The 22,534-nt window shown below is 68.6% G+C and carries 20 protein-coding genes and 2 pseudogenes; 12 read left to right on the top strand and 10 right to left on the bottom strand.

Annotation, left to right across the window (positions count from 1 at the left end; translation table 11 throughout):
* Window positions 1-56: 56 nt before the first annotated feature.
* Window positions 57-1,264 (top strand): annotated as a pseudogene (locus F1642_RS05595) (acyl-CoA dehydrogenase).
* On the top strand, window positions 1,257-2,402 hold the full coding sequence (locus F1642_RS05590; protein ID WP_194885718.1) for a CaiB/BaiF CoA-transferase family protein: 1,146 nt from the start codon (window positions 1,257-1,259) through the stop codon (window positions 2,400-2,402). Before F1642_RS05595 ends, F1642_RS05590 begins: the two are co-directional and overlap by 8 nt.
* Here the strand turns inward: F1642_RS05590 and F1642_RS05585 are convergent.
* The 6 genes from F1642_RS05585 to ribA all read right to left on the bottom strand — a co-directional run bounded on the left by F1642_RS05585 (window position 2,386) and on the right by ribA (window position 6,500).
* A complete protein-coding gene (locus F1642_RS05585) occupies window positions 2,386-3,216 on the bottom strand; it encodes a RibD family protein (protein WP_194885717.1) in 831 nt (276 codons plus the stop codon). The genes F1642_RS05590 and F1642_RS05585 overlap by 17 nt on opposite strands.
* 20 nt (window positions 3,217-3,236) lie before the next feature.
* Window positions 3,237-3,713: a hypothetical protein gene (locus F1642_RS05580; protein ID WP_370582792.1), complete on the bottom strand. Its 477-nt coding sequence runs from the start codon at window positions 3,711-3,713 to the stop codon at window positions 3,237-3,239.
* Window positions 3,598-3,942 carry a methyltransferase domain-containing protein gene (locus F1642_RS16375; protein WP_370582807.1) on the bottom strand — a complete coding sequence of 115 codons (345 nt, stop codon included), beginning with the start codon at window positions 3,940-3,942 and terminating at the stop codon, window positions 3,598-3,600. The genes F1642_RS05580 and F1642_RS16375 overlap by 116 nt, the downstream gene beginning before the upstream one ends.
* Window positions 3,943-4,013: 71 nt before the next feature.
* The gene (locus tag F1642_RS05575) at window positions 4,014-4,409 is read right to left on the bottom strand and encodes a 6-carboxytetrahydropterin synthase (protein ID WP_045998886.1); all 396 of its coding nucleotides are present in this window, start codon (window positions 4,407-4,409) and stop codon (window positions 4,014-4,016) included.
* A 13-nt stretch (window positions 4,410-4,422) separates the two neighbouring features.
* Window positions 4,423-5,367, bottom strand: a complete 945-nt coding sequence (locus tag F1642_RS05570) for a zinc-binding alcohol dehydrogenase (protein WP_194885716.1) — start codon at window positions 5,365-5,367, stop codon at window positions 4,423-4,425.
* Window positions 5,364-6,500 carry a GTP cyclohydrolase II gene (gene ribA / locus F1642_RS05565; protein WP_139598337.1) on the bottom strand — a complete coding sequence of 379 codons (1,137 nt, stop codon included), beginning with the start codon at window positions 6,498-6,500 and terminating at the stop codon, window positions 5,364-5,366. The genes F1642_RS05570 and ribA overlap by 4 nt, the downstream gene beginning before the upstream one ends.
* 195 nt (window positions 6,501-6,695) lie before the next feature.
* Between ribA and F1642_RS05560 the strand changes: the two genes are divergently transcribed.
* Window positions 6,696-7,427, top strand: a complete 732-nt coding sequence (locus F1642_RS05560) for an FkbM family methyltransferase (RefSeq protein WP_194885715.1) — start codon at window positions 6,696-6,698, stop codon at window positions 7,425-7,427.
* Here the strand turns inward: F1642_RS05560 and F1642_RS05555 are convergent.
* The gene (locus tag F1642_RS05555; protein WP_194885714.1) at window positions 7,424-8,206 is read right to left on the bottom strand and encodes an inositol monophosphatase family protein; all 783 of its coding nucleotides are present in this window, start codon (window positions 8,204-8,206) and stop codon (window positions 7,424-7,426) included. The two genes, F1642_RS05560 and F1642_RS05555, sit on opposite strands and share 4 nt — an antisense overlap.
* A gap of 166 nt (window positions 8,207-8,372) precedes the next feature.
* Entirely contained in the window at window positions 8,373-8,639 is a 267-nt protein-coding gene (locus F1642_RS05550; RefSeq protein ID WP_194885757.1) for a hypothetical protein, read from the bottom strand.
* On the opposite strand from F1642_RS05550, the pseudogene F1642_RS16370 reads away from it, so the two are divergent.
* The 3 genes and pseudogenes from F1642_RS16370 to F1642_RS05540 form a co-directional block, all read left to right on the top strand.
* Window positions 8,617-8,691 (top strand): annotated as a pseudogene (locus tag F1642_RS16370) (hypothetical protein); the annotation flags it as partial. The gene F1642_RS05550 and the pseudogene F1642_RS16370 sit on opposite strands and share 23 nt — an antisense overlap.
* Window positions 8,692-8,788: 97 nt before the next feature.
* Window positions 8,789-9,502 carry an efflux RND transporter periplasmic adaptor subunit gene (locus F1642_RS05545; RefSeq protein ID WP_194885713.1) on the top strand — a complete coding sequence of 238 codons (714 nt, stop codon included), beginning with the start codon at window positions 8,789-8,791 and terminating at the stop codon, window positions 9,500-9,502.
* Window positions 9,499-12,567, top strand: coding sequence for an efflux RND transporter permease subunit (locus F1642_RS05540; protein ID WP_194885712.1), 3,069 nt, complete (start codon window positions 9,499-9,501; stop codon window positions 12,565-12,567). The genes F1642_RS05545 and F1642_RS05540 overlap by 4 nt, the downstream gene beginning before the upstream one ends.
* 3 nt (window positions 12,568-12,570) lie before the next feature.
* Here the strand turns inward: F1642_RS05540 and F1642_RS05535 are convergent, their stop codons facing one another.
* Entirely contained in the window at window positions 12,571-13,206 is a 636-nt protein-coding gene (locus F1642_RS05535; RefSeq protein WP_194885711.1) for a GntR family transcriptional regulator, read from the bottom strand.
* A gap of 91 nt (window positions 13,207-13,297) precedes the next feature.
* Here F1642_RS05535 and F1642_RS05530 point away from each other — a divergent pair, with 91 nt between their 5' ends.
* From F1642_RS05530 to F1642_RS05505, 6 genes are all read left to right on the top strand, one after another.
* Window positions 13,298-14,875: a gamma-glutamyltransferase family protein gene (locus tag F1642_RS05530; protein WP_255522144.1), complete on the top strand. Its 1,578-nt coding sequence runs from the start codon at window positions 13,298-13,300 to the stop codon at window positions 14,873-14,875.
* 10 nt (window positions 14,876-14,885) lie between these two features.
* Entirely contained in the window at window positions 14,886-15,866 is a 981-nt protein-coding gene (locus tag F1642_RS05525; protein ID WP_148912138.1) for a bile acid:sodium symporter family protein, read from the top strand.
* Window positions 15,867-15,942: 76 nt separating this feature from the next.
* Window positions 15,943-16,470, top strand: a complete 528-nt coding sequence (locus F1642_RS05520; protein WP_194885710.1) for a 2Fe-2S iron-sulfur cluster-binding protein — start codon at window positions 15,943-15,945, stop codon at window positions 16,468-16,470.
* A complete protein-coding gene (locus F1642_RS05515; RefSeq protein WP_194885709.1) occupies window positions 16,467-17,429 on the top strand; it encodes a xanthine dehydrogenase family protein subunit M in 963 nt (320 codons plus the stop codon). The genes F1642_RS05520 and F1642_RS05515 overlap by 4 nt, the downstream gene beginning before the upstream one ends.
* Entirely contained in the window at window positions 17,426-19,642 is a 2,217-nt protein-coding gene (locus F1642_RS05510; RefSeq protein WP_194885708.1) for a xanthine dehydrogenase family protein molybdopterin-binding subunit, read from the top strand. Before F1642_RS05515 ends, F1642_RS05510 begins: the two co-directional genes overlap by 4 nt.
* Before the next feature lie 50 nt (window positions 19,643-19,692).
* A complete protein-coding gene (locus tag F1642_RS05505; RefSeq protein ID WP_194885707.1) occupies window positions 19,693-21,966 on the top strand; it encodes an FdhF/YdeP family oxidoreductase in 2,274 nt (757 codons plus the stop codon).
* On the opposite strand, the gene F1642_RS05500 is transcribed toward F1642_RS05505, so the two are convergent.
* Window positions 21,870-22,451: a MarR family winged helix-turn-helix transcriptional regulator gene (locus tag F1642_RS05500; RefSeq protein WP_194885706.1), complete on the bottom strand. Its 582-nt coding sequence runs from the start codon at window positions 22,449-22,451 to the stop codon at window positions 21,870-21,872. The two genes, F1642_RS05505 and F1642_RS05500, sit on opposite strands and share 97 nt — an antisense overlap.
* Window positions 22,452-22,534 lie beyond the last annotated feature (83 nt).

The raw sequence follows: 22,534 nt of genomic DNA, 5'->3' as shown, positions 1-22,534 counted from the left end.
CGACGCTTGCCGGGTTACCCTGTGTCCAACAGTCATCACATGCAGGACCCATCGCCATGCTGGACAAGACAACCGTCGATCATAAGGGCACGGCCTTTGCCTGGGAGGACCCCTTCCTGCTGGACGACCAGCTGGAGGAGGATGAGCGGATGATCCGCGACACCGCCGCCTCCTTTGCCGCCGACAAGCTGGCCCCGCGCGTCACCGACGCCTATCTGAACGAACAGACCGACCCCGAGATCTTTCGCGAGATGGGCGCCAGCGGTCTGCTGGGCGTGACCATCCCCGAGGAATATGGCGGGGTCGGCGCGGGCTATGTGGCCTACGGCCTGGTCGCGCGTGAGGTCGAGCGGATCGACAGCGGATACCGGTCGATGATGTCGGTGCAGTCCAGCCTGGTGATGTTCCCGATCCACGCCTATGGGTCGGAGGAGCAGCGGATGAAGTACCTGCCGAAGCTGGCATCCGGCGAATGGATTGGCTGCTTTGGTTTGACCGAACCGGATGCAGGCTCCGACCCGGCCGGCATGAAGACCCGCGCGACCAAGACCGAAGGCGGCTATGTGCTGAACGGGGCCAAGATGTGGATCTCGAACAGCCCGATCGCGGATGTCTTCGTGGTCTGGGCCAAGTCCGAGGCGCATGGCGGCAAGATCCGCGGCTTTGTCCTGGAGAAGGGCATGAAGGGGCTGTCGGCGCGAAGATCGGCGGCAAGCTGAGCTTGCGCGCATCCATCACCGGCGAGATCGTCATGGAGAACGTGGAGGTGTCCGAGGACGCGCTGCTGCCCAATGTCAGCGGCATGTCGGGTCCCTTCGGCTGTCTGAACCGCGCGCGTTACGGCATCAGCTGGGGCGTGATGGGGGCGGCCGAGGATTGCTGGTTCCGCGCGCATCGCTATGGCATGGACCGCAAGCAGTTCAACCGGCCCCTGGCCGCGACGCAGCTGTTCCAGAAGAAGCTGGCCGACATGCAGACCGAGATCGCCCTGGGCCTTCAGGCCAGTCTGCGCGTCGGTCGCCTGATGGATCAGGGCCGCTTCGCGCCCGAGATGATCTCGATCATCAAGCGCAACAATTGCGGCAAGGCGCTGGATATTGCGCGGATGTCGCGGGACATGCATGGCGGCAACGGCATCCAGGCCGAGTATCACGTCATGCGCCACGCCCAGAACCTGGAGACGGTGAACACCTATGAGGGCACGCATGACGTGCACGCCCTGATCCTGGGCCGGGCGCAGACGGGGCTTCAGGCCTTTGCCTGAAGGCCCGCTCTCTGGTCTGCGCGTCGTCGAGCTGGCGCGCATCCTGGCCGGTCCCTGGATCGGCCAGACCCTGGCCGATCTGGGCGCCGAGGTCATCAAGGTCGAGGCCCCCGAAGGCGACGACACGCGCCGTTGGGGTCCGCCCTTCATCGACCGCCTTCGCGCCGACGGCACGGTGGAGACGGTCGCCGCCTATTTCCACGCCACGAACCGCGGCAAGACCAGCGTCACCTGCGATTTCAACGATGCGGGCGACCTGGAGCGTCTGCGTGCGCTGATCGACGGCGCCGATGTGGTGATCGAGAATTTCAAGACGGGCGGTCTGGTACGGTTCGGGCTGGATTACGCGACGCTGTCGGCACGCAATCCGCGGCTGGTCTATGCCTCGGTCACTGGGTTCGGGCAGACAGGGCCGCGGGCCAGCCAGCCGGGATACGATTTCATGATCCAGGGCATGGGCGGCATCATGGAGCTGACCGGCGATCCTGCAGGTGATCCGCAGAAGGTCGGGGTGGCCTGGATCGATATCTTCACCGGCCTCTATGGCGCCATCGGCATCCAGGCGGCGCTGGCCGAGCGGACGCGGTCGGGGCGGGGGCAGCAGGTCGATCTGGCGCTGTTCGATTGTGCGCTGGGGGTGCTGGCCAATCAGGCGGCGAACCATCTGCTGGGCGGGGTCGAACCCGCGCGGTTGGGCAATGCCCATCCGAACATCGTGCCCTATCAGGTCTTTCCGGCCCGGGACGGCCATCTGATCGTCGCCTGCGGGAATGACCGTCAGTTCCGCGCGCTGTGCCTGGCGCTGGACCTGCCAGCGCTGGCGGATGACCCGGCGCTGGCCACGAACGCGCAGCGGGTGGCAGGCCGGGATGCACTGTGCGCGACCCTGGCGTGGGCGATGGAATCGCGCGACCGCGCCGACCTGATCGCGGCGCTGACCGCGGCCGGAGTGCCTGCAGGTCCGATCAACCGTGTGTCCGAGGCGCTGTCCGACCCGCAGGCGCAGGCGCGGGGCATGGTCGTGTCGCCCGAGGGCATCGCAGGGTTGCGCACGCCCATCACCCTGTCCCGCAGCCCGACGGTGGCAGACGGTGCCGCCCCGGCCCTGGGCGAGGGTTCGTTCAGCTGGCGGCGGTGACCAGCGGCTGCGGCGCATGCAGCGGCAGGATCGCCCGCGCCGCCTGATCGCCAAAGGCGCAATCGAAGACGATGTCGCTGCCCATGCCGAAGACGCGCGTGTCCGGGCGAAGCGCATCTTTCAGCTTGTCCACCGGGGACAGGCTCGTCAGCCCCTGCGGCCCCGATCCGATGATCAGCGGTGCAATCGACACCTGCAGCCGGTCCAGCAGGCCAGCCTCCAGGAAACCGGTGATGGTGATACCGCCACCCTCGATCAGCAGCGATCCAAGGCCCATGTTCCGCAGGCCTTCAAGCACCTGTATCGGGTCCAGACGTCCGTCCGGGGCGGGCAGGCGCAACACCTCGATCCCCGGGGCGCGGGGGCGGTTTGCGCCGGTGACGATGATCCGCCGCGCACCATCTGCCGTAAGCACAAGCGCATCGTCGGGCAGCCGCCCGCGCGGGTCGATGACGATGCGCGCAGGGTTGTGGCCGCTGCACAGCCGCACGGTCAGGCGCGGCTGATCGTGCAGCGCGGTCTTGACCCCGATCACCACCCCGTCGACCAGCGCGCGCAGGCGGTGCAGGTGGGCAAGACCTTCGGGGCCGGACACATCACGCGCATCGCCGGTGGCCGTCGCGACCCGCCCGTCCAGCGACTGACCGATCTGCGCGATCGTGACCGGACCAAGATCGCGTCGCGCGACCGGCGCATAGAGGTCAAGCGCCGCGCGTTCGCCGGCGCTGAACCGACCGCAGCAGGCGCAGGCCTGGCCGGTGCGGACCGACAGAAGCCGGTCCCAGACCCGAGGGGTGACGTCGACGGCATGCATGGGCGGTCCTCCTCTGGGTGTCAGACCGTGCCGGGGGGCAGGGCCAGCATGTCATGATGCCCGATCAGGCAACGGCTGTCGCCTGCCATGGCGATCCGGCTGCGGCCCCAGTCGGTGGCAACGGACAGGCCGGTCTCGGATGCGGCCTCGGCGATGCCCTGGATCAGCGCGCGGTGCAGCGGGGCGTGATCGGGGCCGATCCGCCACGGGCTTTGGCCGGTGTGGACGTCGAAGCCCGCGTCACGGAAGATCTGCGTGGCGGTCACGGCCGCATCTGGCCCAAGCGCGGGGCCAAGCCCCTTGTCGCCGCGCTGATGGTCGTTGAACGCCCGCGTGACGTCCGCATCGCGCGGCAGCGCCGGATCCCATGTCATGATGCCGTCATAGGATAGTGCCGCATAAAACGGCACGCCGGCATCGGCCAGCCGCGTGGCCAGCGCGGCGATCCAGTCGGCGGGCATCAGGTCCAGCAGGGCCGATGCCGTGACCAGCGTCACGCCATCCAGCGGCAGCCCCTCCAGATCGCGCAGGTCCAGCTGGTGGACGGTGGCGCGGCCCCGGCGCCTCGGTCGCGGCGCGCTCCAGCAGGGCTGGATCGTTGTCGACCAAGTGCCAGCGGGCATTGTCCGGCAGATGCGGGCCAAGCGTGCGCAGGGTCGATCCTGTACCGCAGCCCAAGTCCAGCACGACCGGGTCCGGCCCGGCAAGGACCGCCGCCTGCGCCATCAGGGTCGCGTCGCGGGCGGCCATGTCGGCGGGTTCGCGCAGGCCCAGCCATTCCGCCGAGAACCCCATGCTCAGATATCCCCTTCGTACCAGGCGCGGGCCATGTGGCTTTCGTGCAGCAGGACGCGTAGCTTCTTGACGCGGCCGCCATCCTTCAGCCCGCCGGCCCGCACGGTGCCGGCCATCTGATCGAAGATATGCTTGCACAGGAATTCTGTGGTGGTCATTTTCCCTTTGAATTCAGGAATGTCGTCCAGGTTCTTGTAGCGCAACGGGGCCAGCGTCTCGGCCAGGGCTTCGGTTGCAAGGCCGATGTCGACGACCAGGCTTTCGTCATCCATCTCGGCGGCGAAGAAGGCGCAGTCTACGGTGAAGGTCGCGCCATGCACCCCCTGTGCCGGACCGAAGGTCGGCGAGGGGAAGGAATGGGCGATCATGATGTGGTCTCGGACTTCGACGGCGAACATGGTGTCTCCAGGGTCAGTAGATGATGCGGCGGCACAGCGTGGCGGGGTCCGCCAGGATGCCGGGATAGGCGTCGGGCAGGTCGGCAAACGCCGTCTGCCCCGAGATCAGGGCGTCCAGCCTCGCGTCTCGAAGCAGGTCCAGCGCCTTGGTCAGGCGGCGTCGATAGGTCCAGCGCGGCGCACGGTCGGGCGGGATGCCGCCCACCTGCGTGCTGACGATGCGCAGACGACGGCTGTGGAACGCGCCGCCCAAGGGCAGGGTCACCTGTTCGGCACCGTGCCAGCTGGCTTCGGCGATGGTGGCCTGCGGCCCGGCCAAGGACAGCGCCAGCACCAGCCCGGCTTGGGATGCGCTGGTGTGGATCACCACGTCCTGATCCCCGGGGGCATCATCGGGGGTTGCAAAGGCGCAACCCAGGTCGCGCGCGATGGCGGCGCGTTCGGGCAGGGGGTCGATCACCGTGACCTCTGCCCCCGGCAGCCGCGCGGCCAGGAAGGCCGTCAGCAGCCCCACCAGCCCGCCACCAACCACGGCGATGCGGTCACCCGCGCCCGCGCCGCTGTCCCACAGGATGTTCAGCGCGGTCTCCATGTTCGCGGCCATGATCGCGCGTTCCGGCGGCAACCCGTCTGGCAGCGGGATCAGCGCATCCTCCGGCAGGCGAAATTCGGTCTGGTGGGGGAACAGCGAAAAGACCATGCGACCGGCAAGCGCGCCGTCTGTTGCCTGACCGACATTGGCATAGCCGTACTTGACCGGAAACGGAAAGTCGCCTTCCTGGAACGGCGCACGCATGCGGTCATGTTCGCTGGACGGCACCTTTCCCGACAGGACCAGCCGTTCTGTGCCCCGGCTAATGCCGGAAAACAGGCTGCGGACATGGATGCCGTCGCCGACCTGCGCGGGACGCAACTGCGCCTCGCCCGGTGCGGTGCACCAGAGTGCGCGGGCCGTCATGCCAGCAGATGTCCCGACTTGCGTGCCTTGGTGTCCAGATAGCGGGTGTTCTCGGGGCCACGGCCGACCTTGAGCGCGACGCGGTCCACGACCTCGATGCCCTCGCTGTCCAAGCGGGCGATCTTGGCGGGGTTGTTGGTCATCAGGCGCACGCGGCCGATCCCCATCTGGCGCAGCAACGCGGCGCCGGTGCGGAAATCGCGTTCGTCATCCTCGAACCCAAGGCGGTGATTGGCCTCGACCGTGTCCAGGCCCTGATCCTGCAGGCTATAGGCGCGCATCTTGTTGGCAAGGCCGATGCCACGACCTTCCTGGTTCAGGTACAGCAGGACGCCGGTACCGTTCGCCTCCATCGCGCGCAGGGCGGCCTGCAGTTGCGGGCCGCAATCGCATTTCAGGCTGCCCAGCACGTCGCCGGTGAAGCAGGCGGAATGCAGGCGGACCAGCACGGGCTGGTTGCGATCGGGCGTGCCGACCTCGACCGCGTAATGCTCGGGGCCGCCGTCGGGCGCGCGGAACACGTGCAGCCGTCCGTTTCGGGCCGCCAGCATGGGCACGCGAGCGTCCGACACGGGGCGGGGATCGCGGGGCAGCAGGATCTGGTTCAGGACGTCATCGGCGGCCAGGATGCCCAGATCGTTGCGCAGGGCGGTCTCGACGACATCGGGGCCGGTTACGACCAGGACGGCGGGCAGCAGTTCGGCCGCCTTGACCAGACGGATGGCGGCGCGGTGCAGCGGGGCGGGGGCGTGCTGCGGTGCCTGGGGCACGGCGGCCGATGCGGGCATTTGGCGCGACGGATCGGCCAGCGCCTGGATCCAGTCCAGACGCGCGCCGGCGGGAACCGGGATCAGGGCGACCTCACCTTCGTGGGGACGATGGCGCAGGGCGTCCGCACGGCGGGCCGTCAGCACCAGTTCACCCCCGGAACCAAGGGCCGCGAACCGTTCCGGCGACAGCGTCTCGACTGGCAGTATCAGCGCCGCGGCGGGCTCGCCCAGCAGCACGACGGGCAGGCCAAGCCTGAGATCGGAGACCATGCGCGCAACCCGTTCGGCCGTGCGCAGCGCCAGCGGATCACCGGTCGCGGTGACCGAAAGCGCAGCGGGGGTGGTCGGGGGAAATACGTGCATTGGTCAACCTTCGTCCCTGCAAATTGAGGTGTCACGCAAGTCGCAACGTCTTGAAACACGTAGCAGTTCCGCAAAGGTTGCGGCGTTGTGGCAGAATGTCGCAAAGTTTCGCGCGGCGTTTCGGCACGCCCCGGTTTTCTGGACGCGGGCCGCCGATGGCCCTAGGCTGCGACCGTTCAAACCTGAGGATACCCGATGCAACTGCGTGCCTATCTGGGGCTGATCCGGTCGCTTGCCATCTATTACAACCCGCTGCGGCGCAGGCAGCTGCGGGCGTTCTATGGCGGGCTGCTGCAACCGGGCGACCTGGCCTTCGACATCGGCGCGCATGTGGGCAGCCGGGCGCGCGCCATGCGGGCCGCCGGGGCGAGGGTCGTGGCCTGCGAACCGCAGGAGCCGTTCGCGGGCTTTCTGCGCCGCAGCTTGCCGCGCGACATCGTGCTGGTGCAGCAGGCCGTGGGCCCGACGGAGACGGTGGCCCGCATGGCGGTGTCGTCGCTGCATCCGACGGTGTCGTCGCTGAGCACCAGCTTTGCGGCCGAGGCAGCCGCTGCCCCCGGCTTCGAGCATGTCCGGTGGGACCGCAGCCAAGAGGTGCGGATGACCACCATGGACGCGCTGATCGCGGCGCATGGCCTGCCCGATTTCGTCAAGATCGACGTCGAGGGGTTCGAGCTGGACGTGCTGTCCGGGCTGGGCCAGCCGCTGCCGATGCTGTCGGTCGAATACCTGCCGGCGTTCCGCGACCGGACGCTTGCGGTGATCGACCGGCTGCAGGATCTGGGCCTCTACCGCTTCAATCCGGTGACCGGCGAGGCGGGCGGGTTCCTGTGGGACGACTGGCGCGACGCGGATGCCGTGCGCGCCTGGCTGAAGGGCCTCGACCCGCAGGGCGGGTCCGGCGATCTTTACGCGCGGCTGGCCTAGCGGTCCGCACGCAGCGTCGCGGCCAGCCGGTCGAAGATCGGCGCCGGGGCGGTGATGACGGTCCCCGTCTCCTCGGGGCGTTCGTCGGGGGTCCAGCCTTCGACCCGCATCCCGGCCTCGCGGACCAGGACCAGGCCGGCGCTGATGTCCCAGGGACGCAGGCGGCGTTCCCAGAACCCGTCCAGCCGCCCGGCCGCCACATAGGCCAGATCCAGCGCCGCGGCACCCATCCGGCGCACCCCCGCCGTGCCCGGCAGCACCCGCGCCAGGTCGGCCGCGTGATCGTCGATGTAAGGCATGTTGCCGAACGGCAGGCCCGTCCCGAACAGCGCCGCGTCAAAGCCCGGCGGCGCGGCAGGGTCCAGGCGGCGCCCGTTCAGCTGCAGCCCCGACCCAGTCATGGCGCTGAATGTTTCTGCCTTCAGCGGGTCGTGGACCACGCCCAGCACCAGTTGCCCGTCCTGTTCCAGCGCGATGGACACCGCCCAATGCGCGATCCCGCGCAGAAAGTTCGTCGTGCCGTCCAGGGGGTCCACGATCCAACGGCGCCGGCCGGGACGGGCGTCGGTCTCCTCGCCCAGCCAACCGTCGTCGGGGTTGGCGCCCAGCAGGCGGTCGCGCAGCAGCGCCTCGGACTGGTGGTCGGCCTGCGACACGAAGTCGCCCTGACGCTTGGCGTCGATGGTCAGCAGGTCGCGGTCGTTCCAATGCGCCTGCAGCAGCGCTCCGGCTGCATGGGCGGCGTCGATCGCCAGGGTCAGGTCATCGGTGGTACCCATCGGGGATCCTTTCAGGGGGCGGGCCGCATGCCCCCTGCGGAGGCAACGGGGGCGTATCAGGCCCCCTACACGGGATTATCAGTTGCACGATGCGCACCAAGGGGCAATCTGCGCGCAGCACCGCCCGGCGACAAGGGCGGCAGGAGGCCGACCGACCCCAGGCCCGTCACGGGAGAATACAGACCATGCGCTTCGTCAAGGCAACCATCGGCGCCATCGTGATCATCGCCGCGGCCGCCGGGGGCATGACGCTGTCGGACCGTCTGCTGAGCGAACCCGAACTGGCCCGCCGCCCGTCCGACGGCGCCGGAGAGGCGGTGCCGGTCGAGACCGTGGCCGTCCAGACCGCCCGGTTCGTCGACAGCGTCCGCGCCGTCGGCACCGCGCGTGCCCGCAGCGCGGTCGAGCTGATGCCCGAGGCGAGCGGCCGCATCACCCGCATCGCCTTTCGCCCCGGCGCACAGGTCGAACGCGGCGATGTCCTGCTGGAACTGGACGACCGCGCCGAACAGGCCGATCTGGCCGCCGCCGAGGCGACCCTGGCCGAGGCCGACGCCGCCTTTGCCCGCCAGGAACAGCTGAATGCCAGCGGATCGTCGTCGGACGCCGCCTTTCAGACCGCCCCGCGCGGCCCAGCTGCGCGCGCAGGCCGAACGCGACCGCGCCCAGGTTCTGCTGGAGGACCGTCTGCTGCGCGCCCCGTTTTCCGGCGTCATCGGCCTGACCGACCTGGTCGAGGGGCAGATGCTGGACAGCGGCACCCCCATCGCCACGCTGGACGACCTGGAGGTGATCGAGGTGGACTTCGGCGTGCCCGAGACGCTGTTGCCGCGCCTGGCGGTCGGGCAGGGGGTCCAGCTGCGGTCGTCGGCCTGGCCCGACCGGGTCTTCGACGCGACGATCAGCCTGATCGACACGCGGGTTGATGCCGCCACGCGGTCGATCGCGTTGCGGGCGCAGATGCCGAACCCCGACCGCGCCCTGACCGGCGGGATGTTCCTGCAGGTCGAGCTGGTCCTGGATCAGCGCGAACGCCCCGCGGTCCCCGAATCCGCGCTGAGCGTCGAGGGCGACGTCCAGCGCGTCCTGATCGTGCAGGGGAACGAGGCGGCCTGGGCCGACATCCAGGTGGGCCAGCAGTCCGACGGCCTGGTCGAGGTCCTGGCGGGTCTGGACCTGGGCACCCAGATCATCGTGTCGAACCTGCACCGCGTCGACGCCGGCACCGTCGTCACCGCCACGCCGCGCCCCGACCGGACCGCCGCCGCCGAACCCCTGGTCGGAGCCGACGGATGAGCGTCCCCGATTTCGCCCTGCGCCGCCCGGTCTTCGCAACCGTCATCAACCTGCTGATCGTGCTGATCGGGGCGGTGGCCATCACCCGCCTGCCGGTCCGCGAGCTGCCCTCGGTCGAGGCGGCCGAGGTCAGCGTCCGCGTGAACTATACCGGCGCCGCGCCCGATGTGGTCGACAACCAGCTGGCCACGGTGATCGAGGGCGCGCTGGCCGGGGTCAGCGGCGTGACCGCCATGCGCACCAGCTCTGACCGGGGACGGATGCGCAGCGTGCTGACATTCGATCCGGGACGCGACATCGACAGCGCCGCCAACGACGTGCGCGCCGCCGTCGAACGGGTGCTGAACGACCTGCCCGACGGGGCGGACACGCCCCGCGTGGAAAAGAACGACGATGAGGGCGACCCGGTGATCCGGCTGGCCCTGTCCAGCCCGTCGATGACGCCCCTGGAACTGTCCGACTACGCCAGCCGCTTCATCACCGACCGCCTGGCGCGCCTGCCGGGCGTGGCCAATGCGCAGATCTTTGGCGAGCGCGCGCCGTCGATGCGCATCTGGCTGGATCAGTCGCGCATGGCCGCCTATGGCATCACCACCAGCGACATCATCGACGCGCTGCAGGCCAACAACGTCGAACTGCCCGCGGGCCAGATCGAGACGAGCGCCCGACAGCTGCAGGTGCTGGCGCAGACGCGCTTTACCTCGGCCGACGTGTTCCGCCAGGTCGTGCTGCGCGACGAGGGCGGGCGCCCCCTGCGCCTTGGCGACGTCGCGCGGATCGAGGAGGGGGCCGAGGACACCACGACCATCTATCGCGCCAACGGCACCGTGGCCCTGGGCCTGGGCGTCCAGCCGCAGGCGCAGTCGAACACCGTGGCCATCTCGACCGCCGTCCGCGCGGAACTGGACCGCATTCGCGACACCCTGCCCGACGGCATGGCGCTGACCATCACCACGGACGAGGCGGTGTTCATCGAAAGCTCGATCGAACAGGTCCTCAAGGTGTTCCTGGAGGCGGTGGCCCTGGTCACGGCGGTGATCTTCCTGTTTCTGGGGTCGCTGCGGCTGTCGCTGGTGCCCATCGTGACCATCCCGGTATCGGCCCTGGGCGCCGCATTGGGGATGCTGGCCCTGGGGTTCACGATCAACATCCTGACGCTGTTTGCGTTGATCCTGGCGATCGGCCTGGTCGTTGACGACGCCATCGTCGTGCTTGAGAACATTCAGCGCCACCGCGCCATGGGCAAGTCGCGGGCCGAGGCCGCGCGGCAGGGCGCGGGGCAGGTCAGCTTTGCCGTCATCGCCACCACCGCCGTGCTGATCGCGGTCTTTGTCCCGGTCAGCTTCATGGACGGGGAACTGGGCCAGCTGTTCGCGGAATTCGGCATCGTGCTGGCCATAGCGGTGGCCGTGTCGGGCCTTGTCGCGCTGACCCTGTCACCGGTGCTGGCCGCGCGGGTGATGCCGCGCGAGGATCGTCCGAACCTGCTGACCCGCACAATGAACCGGGCCATCGTCTGGCTGGAACGCGGCTACGACCGCATCCTGCGGGTGCTGATCGCGCGGCCCGTGGTCATTCTGGCGGGCACGGCCTTCCTGGTCGCGGGGGCGGTGTCCGTCTATCAGGCGCTGCCGCGCCAGCTGACCCCGGACGAGGATCGCGGCAGCTTCCGCATCATCCTGAACGCCCCCCAGGGGTCGAACCTGGAATATACCGACGCGGCGACCCGGAAGGTCGAGGCGATGATCCAGCCGCTGCGCGATCAGGGCATCGTGGAAAACGTCACCGCCATCGTCGGGCTTGGCGCGAATGCGCGCCGGGCGCTGCTGTTCGTCAACCTGTCGCCGTGGGACGGCCGCGATGTCAGCGTGGAGGAGGTCATGGCCGACCTGCGCCCGCAACTGTCCGCGATGACCGAGGTGTCGACCTCGATCCGCCCGTCGGGTGGCCTGGGCCTTGGCGGCGGCAGCGGAAGCATCAGCTGGTCCATCGGCGGGCCGGACCTGGACCGCGCCGCCGCATGGGCCGAGGACGTGGCCGCCCGACTGGCCGATGCGCCGGGCCTGTCCGGTATCGAGGTCGATTACGCGGCAAACCAGCCGGGCGCGTCGCTGGACATCGACCGCACCCGCGCCCAGGACCTTGGCCTGGACAGCGAAACCGTGGCCCAGACCCTGCAGGTGCTATTCGCGTCCCGCACCGTCGGTGAATACACCAGCGACGGCCGCCAGTACCCGGTCATCCTGCAGGCGGCCCCCGAAGACCGCGACAGCGTTCAGGACATGCTGTCCGTGCTGATCCGCAACACGCGCGGCGACCTGATCCCGCTGTCGGCCTTTGCCGACGTCACGACCGGGGCCACGGTCCCGTCGATCGCGCGGAACGACCGCCTGATCTCGGTCAACACCGAGGCCGATCTGGTCGAGGGGACCGACTTGGCCCGCGCGATCACCCTTGTCGAACAGGCCGCGGCCGAGCTGCCGGCGGGCGCTCTGCTAGTCTGGCGCGGTCAGGCGGCGGATTACCAGGAGAACCAGGGCGGCGTCGCGACGGTCTTCGGAATGGCGCTGCTGATCGTGTTCCTGGTGCTGGCGGCGCAGTTCGAGAGCTTTCGCACACCGCTGACGATCATGCTGACGGTGCCCCTGGGCCTTGCGGGGGCGGTGGCGACGCTGCTGCTGACGGGGGCGTCGGTGAACATCTTTTCACAGGTGGGGATGATCCTGCTGATCGGGATCATGGCCAAGAACGGCATCCTGATCGTCGAGTTCGCCAACCAGCTGCGCGAGGAGGGCCGCGATCTGGTCACTGCGGCGCGCGAGGGGGCGGTGACGCGCCTGCGGCCCGTGCTGATGACGACCATCGCCACGATCCTGGGGGCCGTGCCCTTGGCGACCGCGACGGGGGCGGGGGCGGAAAGCCGCCGCGCCATCGGTGCGGTCATCGTGGGCGGGCTGTCGCTGGCCTTCGTGCTGACGCTGCTGCTGACGCCGGTGATCTATGTGCTGATCGAACGGATCGGGCGCCGGGACGTGCCCGCAACCGATCCTCAGCCCGCGGAATAGCGGTCAGTCCCGCCCCGCGATCATCTCCAGGATGACGCCAAGCGAGGTGCCCATATGCGCCCGCATCAGGTCGGCCGCGCGATCCGCGTCGCGCGCCGTGATCGCCTCCAGGATCGCGCGATGTTCCGCCCGCGAGGTTTCGATGCGCGCCGCGCGGACCTGGAACTGCGCGTTGCGCCACGGCAGGCTGCGCCGGTTCAGGTCGGCCAGCAGGTCGGCCAGCACGGCGTTTCCCGCGCCTTGGCGCAACGCCTCGTGAAAGCGCATGTTGGCCTGGGCGTAATCCGCGCCGGGCAGGTCGTCGCGGTCCAGGATGCCCGCCAGCAGAGCATGGTCGGTCGGGGTCATCCGCAGCGCGGACAGGCTGGCGCACAGCGCCTCCAGTTCCGCCAGGGCCTCGAACAGGTGGCGCAGGGCGTCGCTGCCCATGCGGCGCACCAGGAACGCCCGGCGCGGGCCGCGTTCAACCAGCCCTTCGGCGGCCAGCCGCTGCAACGCCTCGCGCACCGGGGTCCGGGACAGGCCGAACCGCGCGGCAAGGGTCGTCTCTCCCAACGGATCGCCGGGACGCAGCGTGCCCGCGATGATCTGCGCGGAAAGCGCATCGTGGATCTGATCGGCCGAACGGATGGGAGGCATCGGGAATTCCATCAATTGTATTCCTGTGCCTGCCACATGTATACATACCGCAGCCGCTTGACCATGTGATTCCTCGCCGGAGGCCTGTTCCATGACTGCATTCGATTTCCTGTCTGGCCGCAGGCCGTCCACCCTTGCCGGTCGCGCGATGGTCGCCACCTCGCACCCGCTGGCCAGCGCGGCGGGCCTGGCCATCCTGGCCGAGGGAGGGAACGCGGTCGACGCCGCCATCGCCGCCAGCGCGGTGCAGGCGGTGGTCGACCCGTTGATGACCGGGATCGGCGGCGACTGCTTTGCGCTTTATGCGCCGGCAAACGGGCCGGTGCGCGCGCTGAACGGGTCGGGCCGCGCCCCCGCCGCGGCGACGGTCGAGGCGCTGCAGGCCGCGGGCCTGACCGACACCATTCCCCAGACAAGCGCGCATGCGGTGACCGTGCCCGGCGCGATCTCCGCGTGGTGCCGCCTGCATGCCGATCTGGGCCGCCTGCCACTGTCGCGCCTGTTCCGCGACGCGATCGGCTATGGCCGCGACGGGTTTCCCGTCACCCCCCGCGTCGCCCAGGACTGGGCCGAAGGGCAGGCCACCGTCGCAGGCGATCCGCATGCGGCGGCGCATTTCCTGCCGGTCCCGGATGCCGGCGCCCGCTTTGCCCAACCCCTGCTGGCCGACCGCCTTGAGGAGATCGCGGCCCACGGTCCGGCCGCCTTCTATCAGGGCGACACCGCGGCACGCATGGTCGCGCATCTGCGATCCCTGGGCGGGCTGCACACCCAGCAGGATTTCGCGGACGCCACCGATGGCGCCGAATGGGTCGAACCGATCAGCGCCCGCTATCGCGGGTTCGATGTCCATGAATGCCCGCCGAACGGGCAGGGGCTGGCCGCGCTGTTGATCCTGAAGATCATCGAGGGGTTCGACATGGCCGCGCTGTCCGTGGCCGACCGCATCCATGTCCAGGCCGAGGCGACGAAGCTTGCCTATCATCACCGCGACGAACTGCTGGGCGATCCCGATCATTGCGCCGGGCTGACCGAGGCACTGATGTCGGAGGCCGCCATCACGGCCCTGCGCGCCCGCATCGACATGGCCCGCGCCCAGGCCCCGGCCCTGTGGGACGAGCCCGAGCACAAGGACACCATCTATCTGTGCGTCGTGGACGCCGAGGGGAATGCGGTATCCTTCATCAATTCGATCTTTCACGGCTTCGGGTCCGGGCGGCTGGACCCCGCGACCGGCGTACTGTTCCAAAGCCGCGGTGCGTCGTTCCGTCTGATCCCCGGCCATCCGAACGCGATCGGCCCGCGCAAGCGCCCGATGCACACGATCATTCCCGGCATGCTGACGCTGGGCGGCCGCACGGTCATGCCCTTCGGCGTGATGGGCGGACAGTACCAGGCGGCGGGCCACGCGGCCTTCCTATCGGCGGTGATCGACCGCGGCCTGTCGCTGCAGGCGGCCATGGACGAGCCGCGGACCTTTGCCACCGACGGTGTGCTGCAGGTGGAGCCGACCCTGCCGCAGGACATCTGCGACGACCTGGCCGCGCGCGGCCATGTCATCAAGCGCCTGACCGGCCCGATGGGCGGGGCGCAGGCGATCCGCATCGGCGACGGCCTGCTGGAAGGCGGGTCGGACAGCCGCAAGGACGGCATGGCCATCGGCCTGTAAGGAGACGGACATGGGCTTTCTGAAACGCATCGGAATCGACAGCTACATGCTGATGCTGCTGGGCACCGTCATGGTGGGCCTGGTGCTGCCGGCGCGGGGCGTGGCGGCCGACGCCCTGGGTCAGGTGACCTATTGGGCGGTGGCGCTGCTGTTCTTTCTGTACGGGGCCAAGCTGGACCCGGCTTCGGTCAAGGCGGGCATGCTGAACTGGCGCCTGCAGGGACTGACATTCGCCGCGACCTATCTGATGATCCCGGTGCTGGGCATGGCATTCGCGCTGATCTTCGGCGATCTGCTGGGACCGCAGGTCACGCTGGGGCTGGTGTTCCTGGCAGTGCTGCCCTCGACGATCCAAAGCTCGATCGCCTTCGTGTCGATGGCGGGGGGCAACGTCCCTGCGGCGATCTGCGCGGCGTCGCTGTCGAACCTGGTCGGCGTGGCGCTGACCCCGGCGCTGGTCGCGGTGCTGTTGAAGACCGGAGAGGGCGGCGTCAGCCTGGACGCCGTGCTGCGCATCGGCACGCAGATCCTGCTGCCCTTCGTTCTGGGCCAGATCCTGCGCCCGTGGGTGGGGGCGTTCGTGCGCAACCGCAAGACGCTGACCCTGGTCGTGGACCGGGGCGCGATCCTGCTGATCGTCTATTCGGCCTTCAGTGCGGGCACGGTGTCGGGCCTGTGGGCGTCGATCCCGCCGACCGCCCTGATCGCGCTGATCGCGGTCATGCTGGTGCTGCTGGCCTGCGTCTTCGGAATGATGGTTGGGGCGGGCCGCGCCTTCGGCCTGCCGCTGGAGGACCGGATCGTGCTGTTCTTCTGCGGGTCCACCAAGAGCCTTGCGACGGGCCTGCCCATCGCCACCGCGCTGTTCCCGGCCGAGACGGTCGGGGCCACCGTCCTGCCCGTCCTGGTCTATCACATGGCGCAGCTGCTGATCTGCGCGATGATCGCGCAGAACCGGGCGCGGCGGAACGCCACGGCCCTGGTGGCGTAAGGACGAAAAGACATGGGAACCGGGTTGCCCGGCCCACGTTGCCTTGGACCCAGCACCGCGGTCCAAGGAGCCCCCAATGGCACAACGCCCCGCCGCCAGGTTGTCCGTCAACGGCCAATCCCATGAATATCACGGCGACCCCCGTCGCAGCCTGCTTGACGTCCTGCGTCTGGACCTTGGCCTGACCGGCACCAAGAAGGGCTGCGACCACGGTCAATGCGGCGCCTGCACCGTCATCGTCAACGGCCGCCGCATCAACTCCTGCCTGACGCTGGCCGTCATGCATGACGAGGATGAGATCACCACGATCGAGGGCATCGGCACACCCGATGCGCTGTCGACCCTGCAGGCGGCCTTCGTGGCCCATGACGGGTTCCAGTGCGGCTATTGCACGCCCGGCCAGATCTGTTCGGCCACCGCGATGATCGAGGAGATCCGGCAGGGCTGGCCCAGTACCGTTACCGCCGATCCGGCCGACAAGCCCGCCGTCGCCGATGCCGAGATCCGCGAACGGATGAGTGGCAACCTGTGCCGCTGCGGCGCCTATGACAACATCCTGGCCGCCATCCGCGACGCCATGGCCCAGACGGAGGCCGCGCAATGAAGGCATTCGAATACGACCGCGCGGGCGATCTGGCCCAAGCCGTCGGCAACCCCGCGATGCTGATCGCCGGCGGCACCAATCTGCTGGACCTGATGAAGCTGGAGGTCGCGACCCCCGATGCCCTGCTGGACATCACCCGCGTCGGCCTCAAGGAGACCACCCCCGAGGGTGCCGGTCTTCGCATCGGCGCGCTGGTCAGTAACTCGGACTGCGCGGCGCATCCGCGCATCCGTGCCGACTGGCCGCTGCTGTCGCGCGCCATTCTGGCCGGTGCCAGCCCGCAGTTGCGCAACAAGGCGACGATGGGCGGCAACCTGTGCCAGCGCACGCGCTGTGGTTATTTCATGGACGGGCGGTCGCCTTGCAACAAGCGCGAACCGGGTACCGGCTGCGCGGCGCAGGGTGGCGTGAACCGCAACCATGCGATCCTGGGCGCGTCCGATGCCTGCATCGCGACCTATCCGGGCGACATGGCCGTGGCCCTGTCAGCCCTGCGCGCCACGGTCGAGACCGAAGGTCTTGACGGCACGCGTGAAATTCCGATGCGTGATTTCCACCGCCTGCCCGGGGACAATCCGTCGCGCGACAACGTGCTGAAGGCGGGTGAGGTCATCACCGCGATCCGCCTGCCCGCACCGTTCGGGGGACGTCAGCTGTATCGCAAGGTGCGCGACCGGGCATCCTATGCCTTTGCGCTGGTGTCCGTGGCTGCGGCGGTCCGCATGGACAATGGCCGCATCGACGCCGCGCAGCTGGCGTTCGGAAGCATCGCCCACAAGCCGTGGACAGACGACCGCGTCGAGACGCTGCTGGTCGGGGAACGCCCGACGCCGGCGCTGTTCGACAAGGCCGCCGACCTTCTGCTGGAGGATGCGCGCGGCCAGGGACACAACGATTTCAAGATCACGCTAGTCCGCCGCGCCCTTGCGGCCGTACTGGCGGAAGCCACGGGGGAATGACGATGAGCGATACCTATGACACCCCCGACACCCGCGACATGCTGGATCGCACCCGCCAGGGGGTGATCGGCAAGCCGCTGGACCGGCCGGAAGGCCCGCTGAAGGTGGCGGGCACCGCGACCTATGCCGCCGAATATGCACGCGAGAACTGCGCCGAGGGCGTGCTGGTCGGCGCGACGATCAGCGCCGGTCGGGTCAGGAAGATCAACCGCGACGTCGTGATGGCGATGCCCGGCGTTCTGGGCGTCTATTCCTCGGAACGGATGCTGCGCCGCGCCGCGCAGGGCACCGCGGGCGAGGCGCCTGAGCAGGACGTCTCGAAGGTCGACTTTCCGATGCAGCCGGTGGCCCTGGTCGTCGCCGAGACGTTCGAACAGGCGACCAATGCCGCAAACGCGCTGGACATCGAATACGAGGACCAGTCCGGCGACGCGCAGTTCCTGCCGGATGCCGCCGATGCGGAACCGGCCGCCGATCCGGTCAAGGCGGGCGATCTGGACAAGGCCATGCGCGACGCCGCGCATTCCGTCGATCTGACCTTCACGACCCCCGGCCATGCCAGTGCCGCAATGGAGCCGCATGCGGCGGTCGCGGAATGGAACGGCAAGGATCTGACCCTGTGGGGCAGCCTGCAGATGCTGACCTATAACGTGGCGGAACTGGCCGACAGCCTGGGGATAGATCCCAAGCACGTGCATCTGCTCTCGCCCTATGTCGGCGGCGGGTTCGGATCCAAGCTGGGCATCTCGCACGAGGCGGTCGCCGCGGCGATTGCCGCCAAGGAACTGGGCCGCCCGGTCCGTGTGGTCATGAGCCGCCAGCAGGTGTTCCAGTCGATCATGCGCCGGTCGGAAACCGAACAGCGCATCCGTCTGGGGTGCGGCCCCGACGGTCGCCTGACCGCCTTTGCTCATGAGGCGCTGGTGTCGAACCTGCCCGGAGAAAGCTTCTCCGAACCGGTGACGCAGGCCTCCGAGTTCCTGTACGCCGGCGAGAACCGCCTGCTGGCAGTGCGCAAGTCCGATATCACCCGTCTGACCGCCGGTTCTGTCCGGGCGCCGGGCGAGGCCGTCGGCATGCAGGCCCTTGAGGTCGCAATGGACGAACTGGCCGAAGCCACCGGCATCGACCCGGTCGAATTGCGCAAGCGCAACCTGCCCGACGAGGTCCCGGGCGAGGGTACGCCCTATTCCTCGCGCAGGCTGGTCGAGGCGCTGGATGCCGGCGCTGCGGCGTTTGGCTGGGACAAGCGCAACGCCACCCCCTGCGCGCGGCGCGAGGGTGAATGGTGGATCGGCATGGGCGTGGCATCCGCCGCCCGCGTGAACATCCTGGCCAAGGCCGAGGCTCGCGTGACCCTGACCGCCGATGGCCATGTGGTGGTCGAGACCGATCATACCGACATCGGCACCGGCAGCTATGCCATCTTGGGTCAGGTTGCCGCAGAGATGCTGGGCCAGCCGATCGAGCGCACCACCGTCCGTCTGGGCGACAGCCGCCTGCCGTCCGGCGCCGGTTCGGGGGGCAGCTGGGGCGCGTCATCGACGGGTTCGGCGGTGTTCCTGGCATGCGAGGCGATCCGCGCGACCCTGGCACAGGCGCTTGGCTGTGCGTCCGACGACCTGCTGCTGCAGGATGGCAAGGCCTGGGCCGAGGGCGTCGAGCCGCGTCCCGTGACCGACCTTCTGTCCGAGGATCTGACGCGGACCGGCAAGATCGAACCGGGCAAGCTGATGGAGAAGGTCAACCAGTCGACCTACGGCGCCTTCTTCTGCGAGGTCGCGGTCAATGCCTTCACCGGAGAGACGCGTCTGCGCCGCATGACCGGGGCATTCGGCTTTGGCCGGGTGCTGAATGCCAAGACGGCGCGGTCGCAATGCCTGGGAGGCATGGTCTGGGGCATCGGCAGCGCATTGACCGAGGAGCTGTCCTTTGACAGCCGCGACGGTCATCTGGTGAACCATGATCTGGCCGAATACCATGTGCCGGTCCATGCGGACATTCCTGACATGGAGGTCATCCTGCTGGAGGAGCGTGATCCGCACGCATCGCCCATCCAGGCCAAGGGTGTCGGCGAATTGGGCATCTGCGGGGCGGCGGGGGCGGTGGCGAATGCCATCTACAATGCCTGCGGCGTGCGTCTGCACGATTTCCCGATGACGCCGGACAAGCTGCTGGCCCATCTGCCCGATCCCTTCGCCCCGGCGGCGTGATCGCATGCGGGGGCGGTGCGCCGCCCCCGAACCCCTGACAGGAGCCCGACATGTCCGACGACCAGCCCAAGACCGACGACCGCGTTTTTTCCTATGACGGCCCCGTCGGGGGGTGGGGATCGGCGAAGGGAATGGCCCAAGTGGCCCGTGCCGCAAAGCCGGGTCCGGGCGCATTGGAGACCCTTCGTGGCCAGAACAAGGCGGGTGGCATGATGTGCGCGTCCTGCGCCTGGGGCAAACCGCCCAACCCGCATGTCGTCGAATTCTGCGAGAACGGCGCCAAGGCGACGTTGTGGGACCTGACCTCGGAACGCTGCGGGCCCGACTTCTTTCTGGACCACACGGTGGCCGAACTGGCCACCTGGTCCGAATACGAGCTGGAGATGGCGGGACGGCTGACCCACCCCCTGCGCTATGACGCGTCCAGCGACCGTTATCTGGAAACCACGTGGGATGTGGCCTTTGCCGAGATCGGCCAAGGCCTGCGTGCGCTGGACCCCAAGACCGTGACATTCTATGCCTCCGGCAAGGCGGGGCTGGAGGCGTCGTTCCTGTACGGGCTGTATGCGCGTGCCTATGGGCATGTGAACCTGCCCGACAGCTCGAACATGTGCCATGAGACGACATCCGTGGGGCTCAAGACCGTTGTCGGATCACCTGTCGGCACCTGCGTGCTGGAGGATTTCGACCATTGCGACATGATCCTGCAGATCGGCCAGAACCCCGGCACGAACAGCCCCCGCATGCTGCACCCATTGCAGCAGGCGGCCAAGCGCGGCTGCTGCATCGTCGCCATCAACCCGCTGCGCGAAAAGGGTCTGCTGGAATTCGCGAACCCGCAAAGCCCGTGGCAGATGACCGTGGGCGCACCTACCGAGATCGCCGACCGCTATCTGCAGGTGCGCGCGGGCGGCGACATCGCCGCGTTGACCGGTATCGCCAAGCATGTGCTGGCGTTGGAACGCAGCCGGGGCGGCGTGCTGGATCATGACTTCCTGAACAGGCATGCACATGGGTTGCAGGACTGGATGGATTGGGTCGATGCGACCGACTGGACCGAACTGGAGCAAGTCAGCGGCCTGACCCGCGCGGCGATGGAGGGGATCGGTGCGATCTATGCCCGGTCGCGCGCCGTGATCGGCGTCTATGGCATGGGCCTGACGCAACATGTCCATGGGTCGGACGCCATCGGCGCGCTGGTCAACCTGCTGCTGTTGCGCGGAAATATCGGGCGCAAGGGTGCGGGCTGCAGCCCGGTCCGTGGCCATTCCAACGTCCAGGGGCAGCGCACCGTCGGCATCACTGAAAAGCCCGACCTGGTTCCGAACGACCGCCTGCGCGCGCTGTTCAACATGCAGCCGCCGATGGAGGAGGGGTGGAACACCACCGCCTTTGTCGAGGCGCTGCTGGAGGGGCGGGCCACGGGGTTCGTGGGCTTGGGTGGCAACCTTGCGCGCGCGGTGCCCGACACCGATCGCGTGGCCGACGCCTGGCGGTCGATGCCGTTGACCGTCCACGTGGCGACGCGCCTGAACCGCACCCATCTGATGCCTGGACAGGCGTCCTGGATCCTGCCCTGCCTGGTCCGGGCCGAACAGGACATGCAGGGTGGCGTGAACCAGCAGGTCTCGGTCGAGGACAGCTTCAGCCATATCCACGGATCGATTGGCAATCGCACGCCCGCCAGCCCGCACCTGCTGTCCGAGACCGAGATCGTCGCCCGGATGGCCGCCGCAACATTGGACCCCAACCCCAAGATGCCGTGGAGGCATTGGGCAGGCGATTATGCCCGCATCCGCGCGTTGATCGCGGCCGTCTATCCCGATGATTTCCGCGATTTCGAGACCCGCATGAACCAACCGGGCGGATTTTATCGCGACAACGCCGCTCGCAACCGCGTCTGGAAGACCGAGAGCGGCCGCGCGCAGTTCACGCGACCCGCCGATCTGGACGCGACAGGACTTGGCGCGCAGGAAGGCGTGTATCGCCTGATGACGCTGCGGTCGAATGATCAGTTCAACACCACCGTCTATGGCATGTCCGACCGCCTGCGCGGGATCGAGGGCGACCGCATGCTGGTCATGATGTCGCCCGACGACATGGCGGCGGCGGGCTTGGCCGCGGAACAGCGCATCACCCTCACCTCGGCCGCCGAGGACGGGATCGCGCGGCGGGTCAAGGGGCTGCGCGTCATCCCCTATGATATCCCGCGCGGCTGTCTGGCCGGCTACTTTCCGGAGCTGAACCCGCTGTCGCCGCTGTCGCGCGGGGATCTGGCATCGGACACCCCGGCGTCCAAGGGCATCCCGGTCCGCTTGGCCTGATCGGGCATCACTTGTGATCTCACCAGCCGTGGTCCCGCGGCAATCTTTTGGCATAATGCCAGAAAGGTCGCCCGTTCCCCGGCATCCAGCACGCCGAATATCTCGTCCTGACGCAGCCGTGCGGTCTGGCGGATCGTTGCCAGCAGGTCGGACCCGTCCGGGGTCGGATAAAGCCGCTTGGCCCGCGCATCCTGAGGGCAGGGACGCTGTTCGATCAGGCCGCGCGCCTCCAGCAGGGCCAGGGCGCGGCTGACGGTGTTCTGCGGACGCGGGAACAGGTGCAGCAGATCGCGTGCCCGGAGTCCCGGAAAACTGACCGTCGCCAGCAGCGCGGACCAGCATTGCACGGGCATGTCGTGGACACGCTCGATATGGCGGTTCGTCACCTGGTTGTTGGCCAGCACGACATAGCTGATCGACAGCAGTTCTGACAGGTCGCTGTCCAGCAGCTGCGCCAGCATCGCATCGGGGTCGTCGGTCTGCATCGGCTCCTCCTGTCGTGGCCGTCGCGTGGGCGCGACGATTGACCGTTGCACAATACATCCAGATGGATCAATTGTAACACGCA

Source organism: Paracoccus sp. NBH48 (assembly GCF_015390265.1).
GTDB lineage: Bacteria > Pseudomonadota > Alphaproteobacteria > Rhodobacterales > Rhodobacteraceae > Paracoccus > Paracoccus marcusii.
The sequence above is the reverse complement of the archived record's forward strand: the minus strand, read 5'-3'. Positions and strand labels throughout refer to the sequence as shown.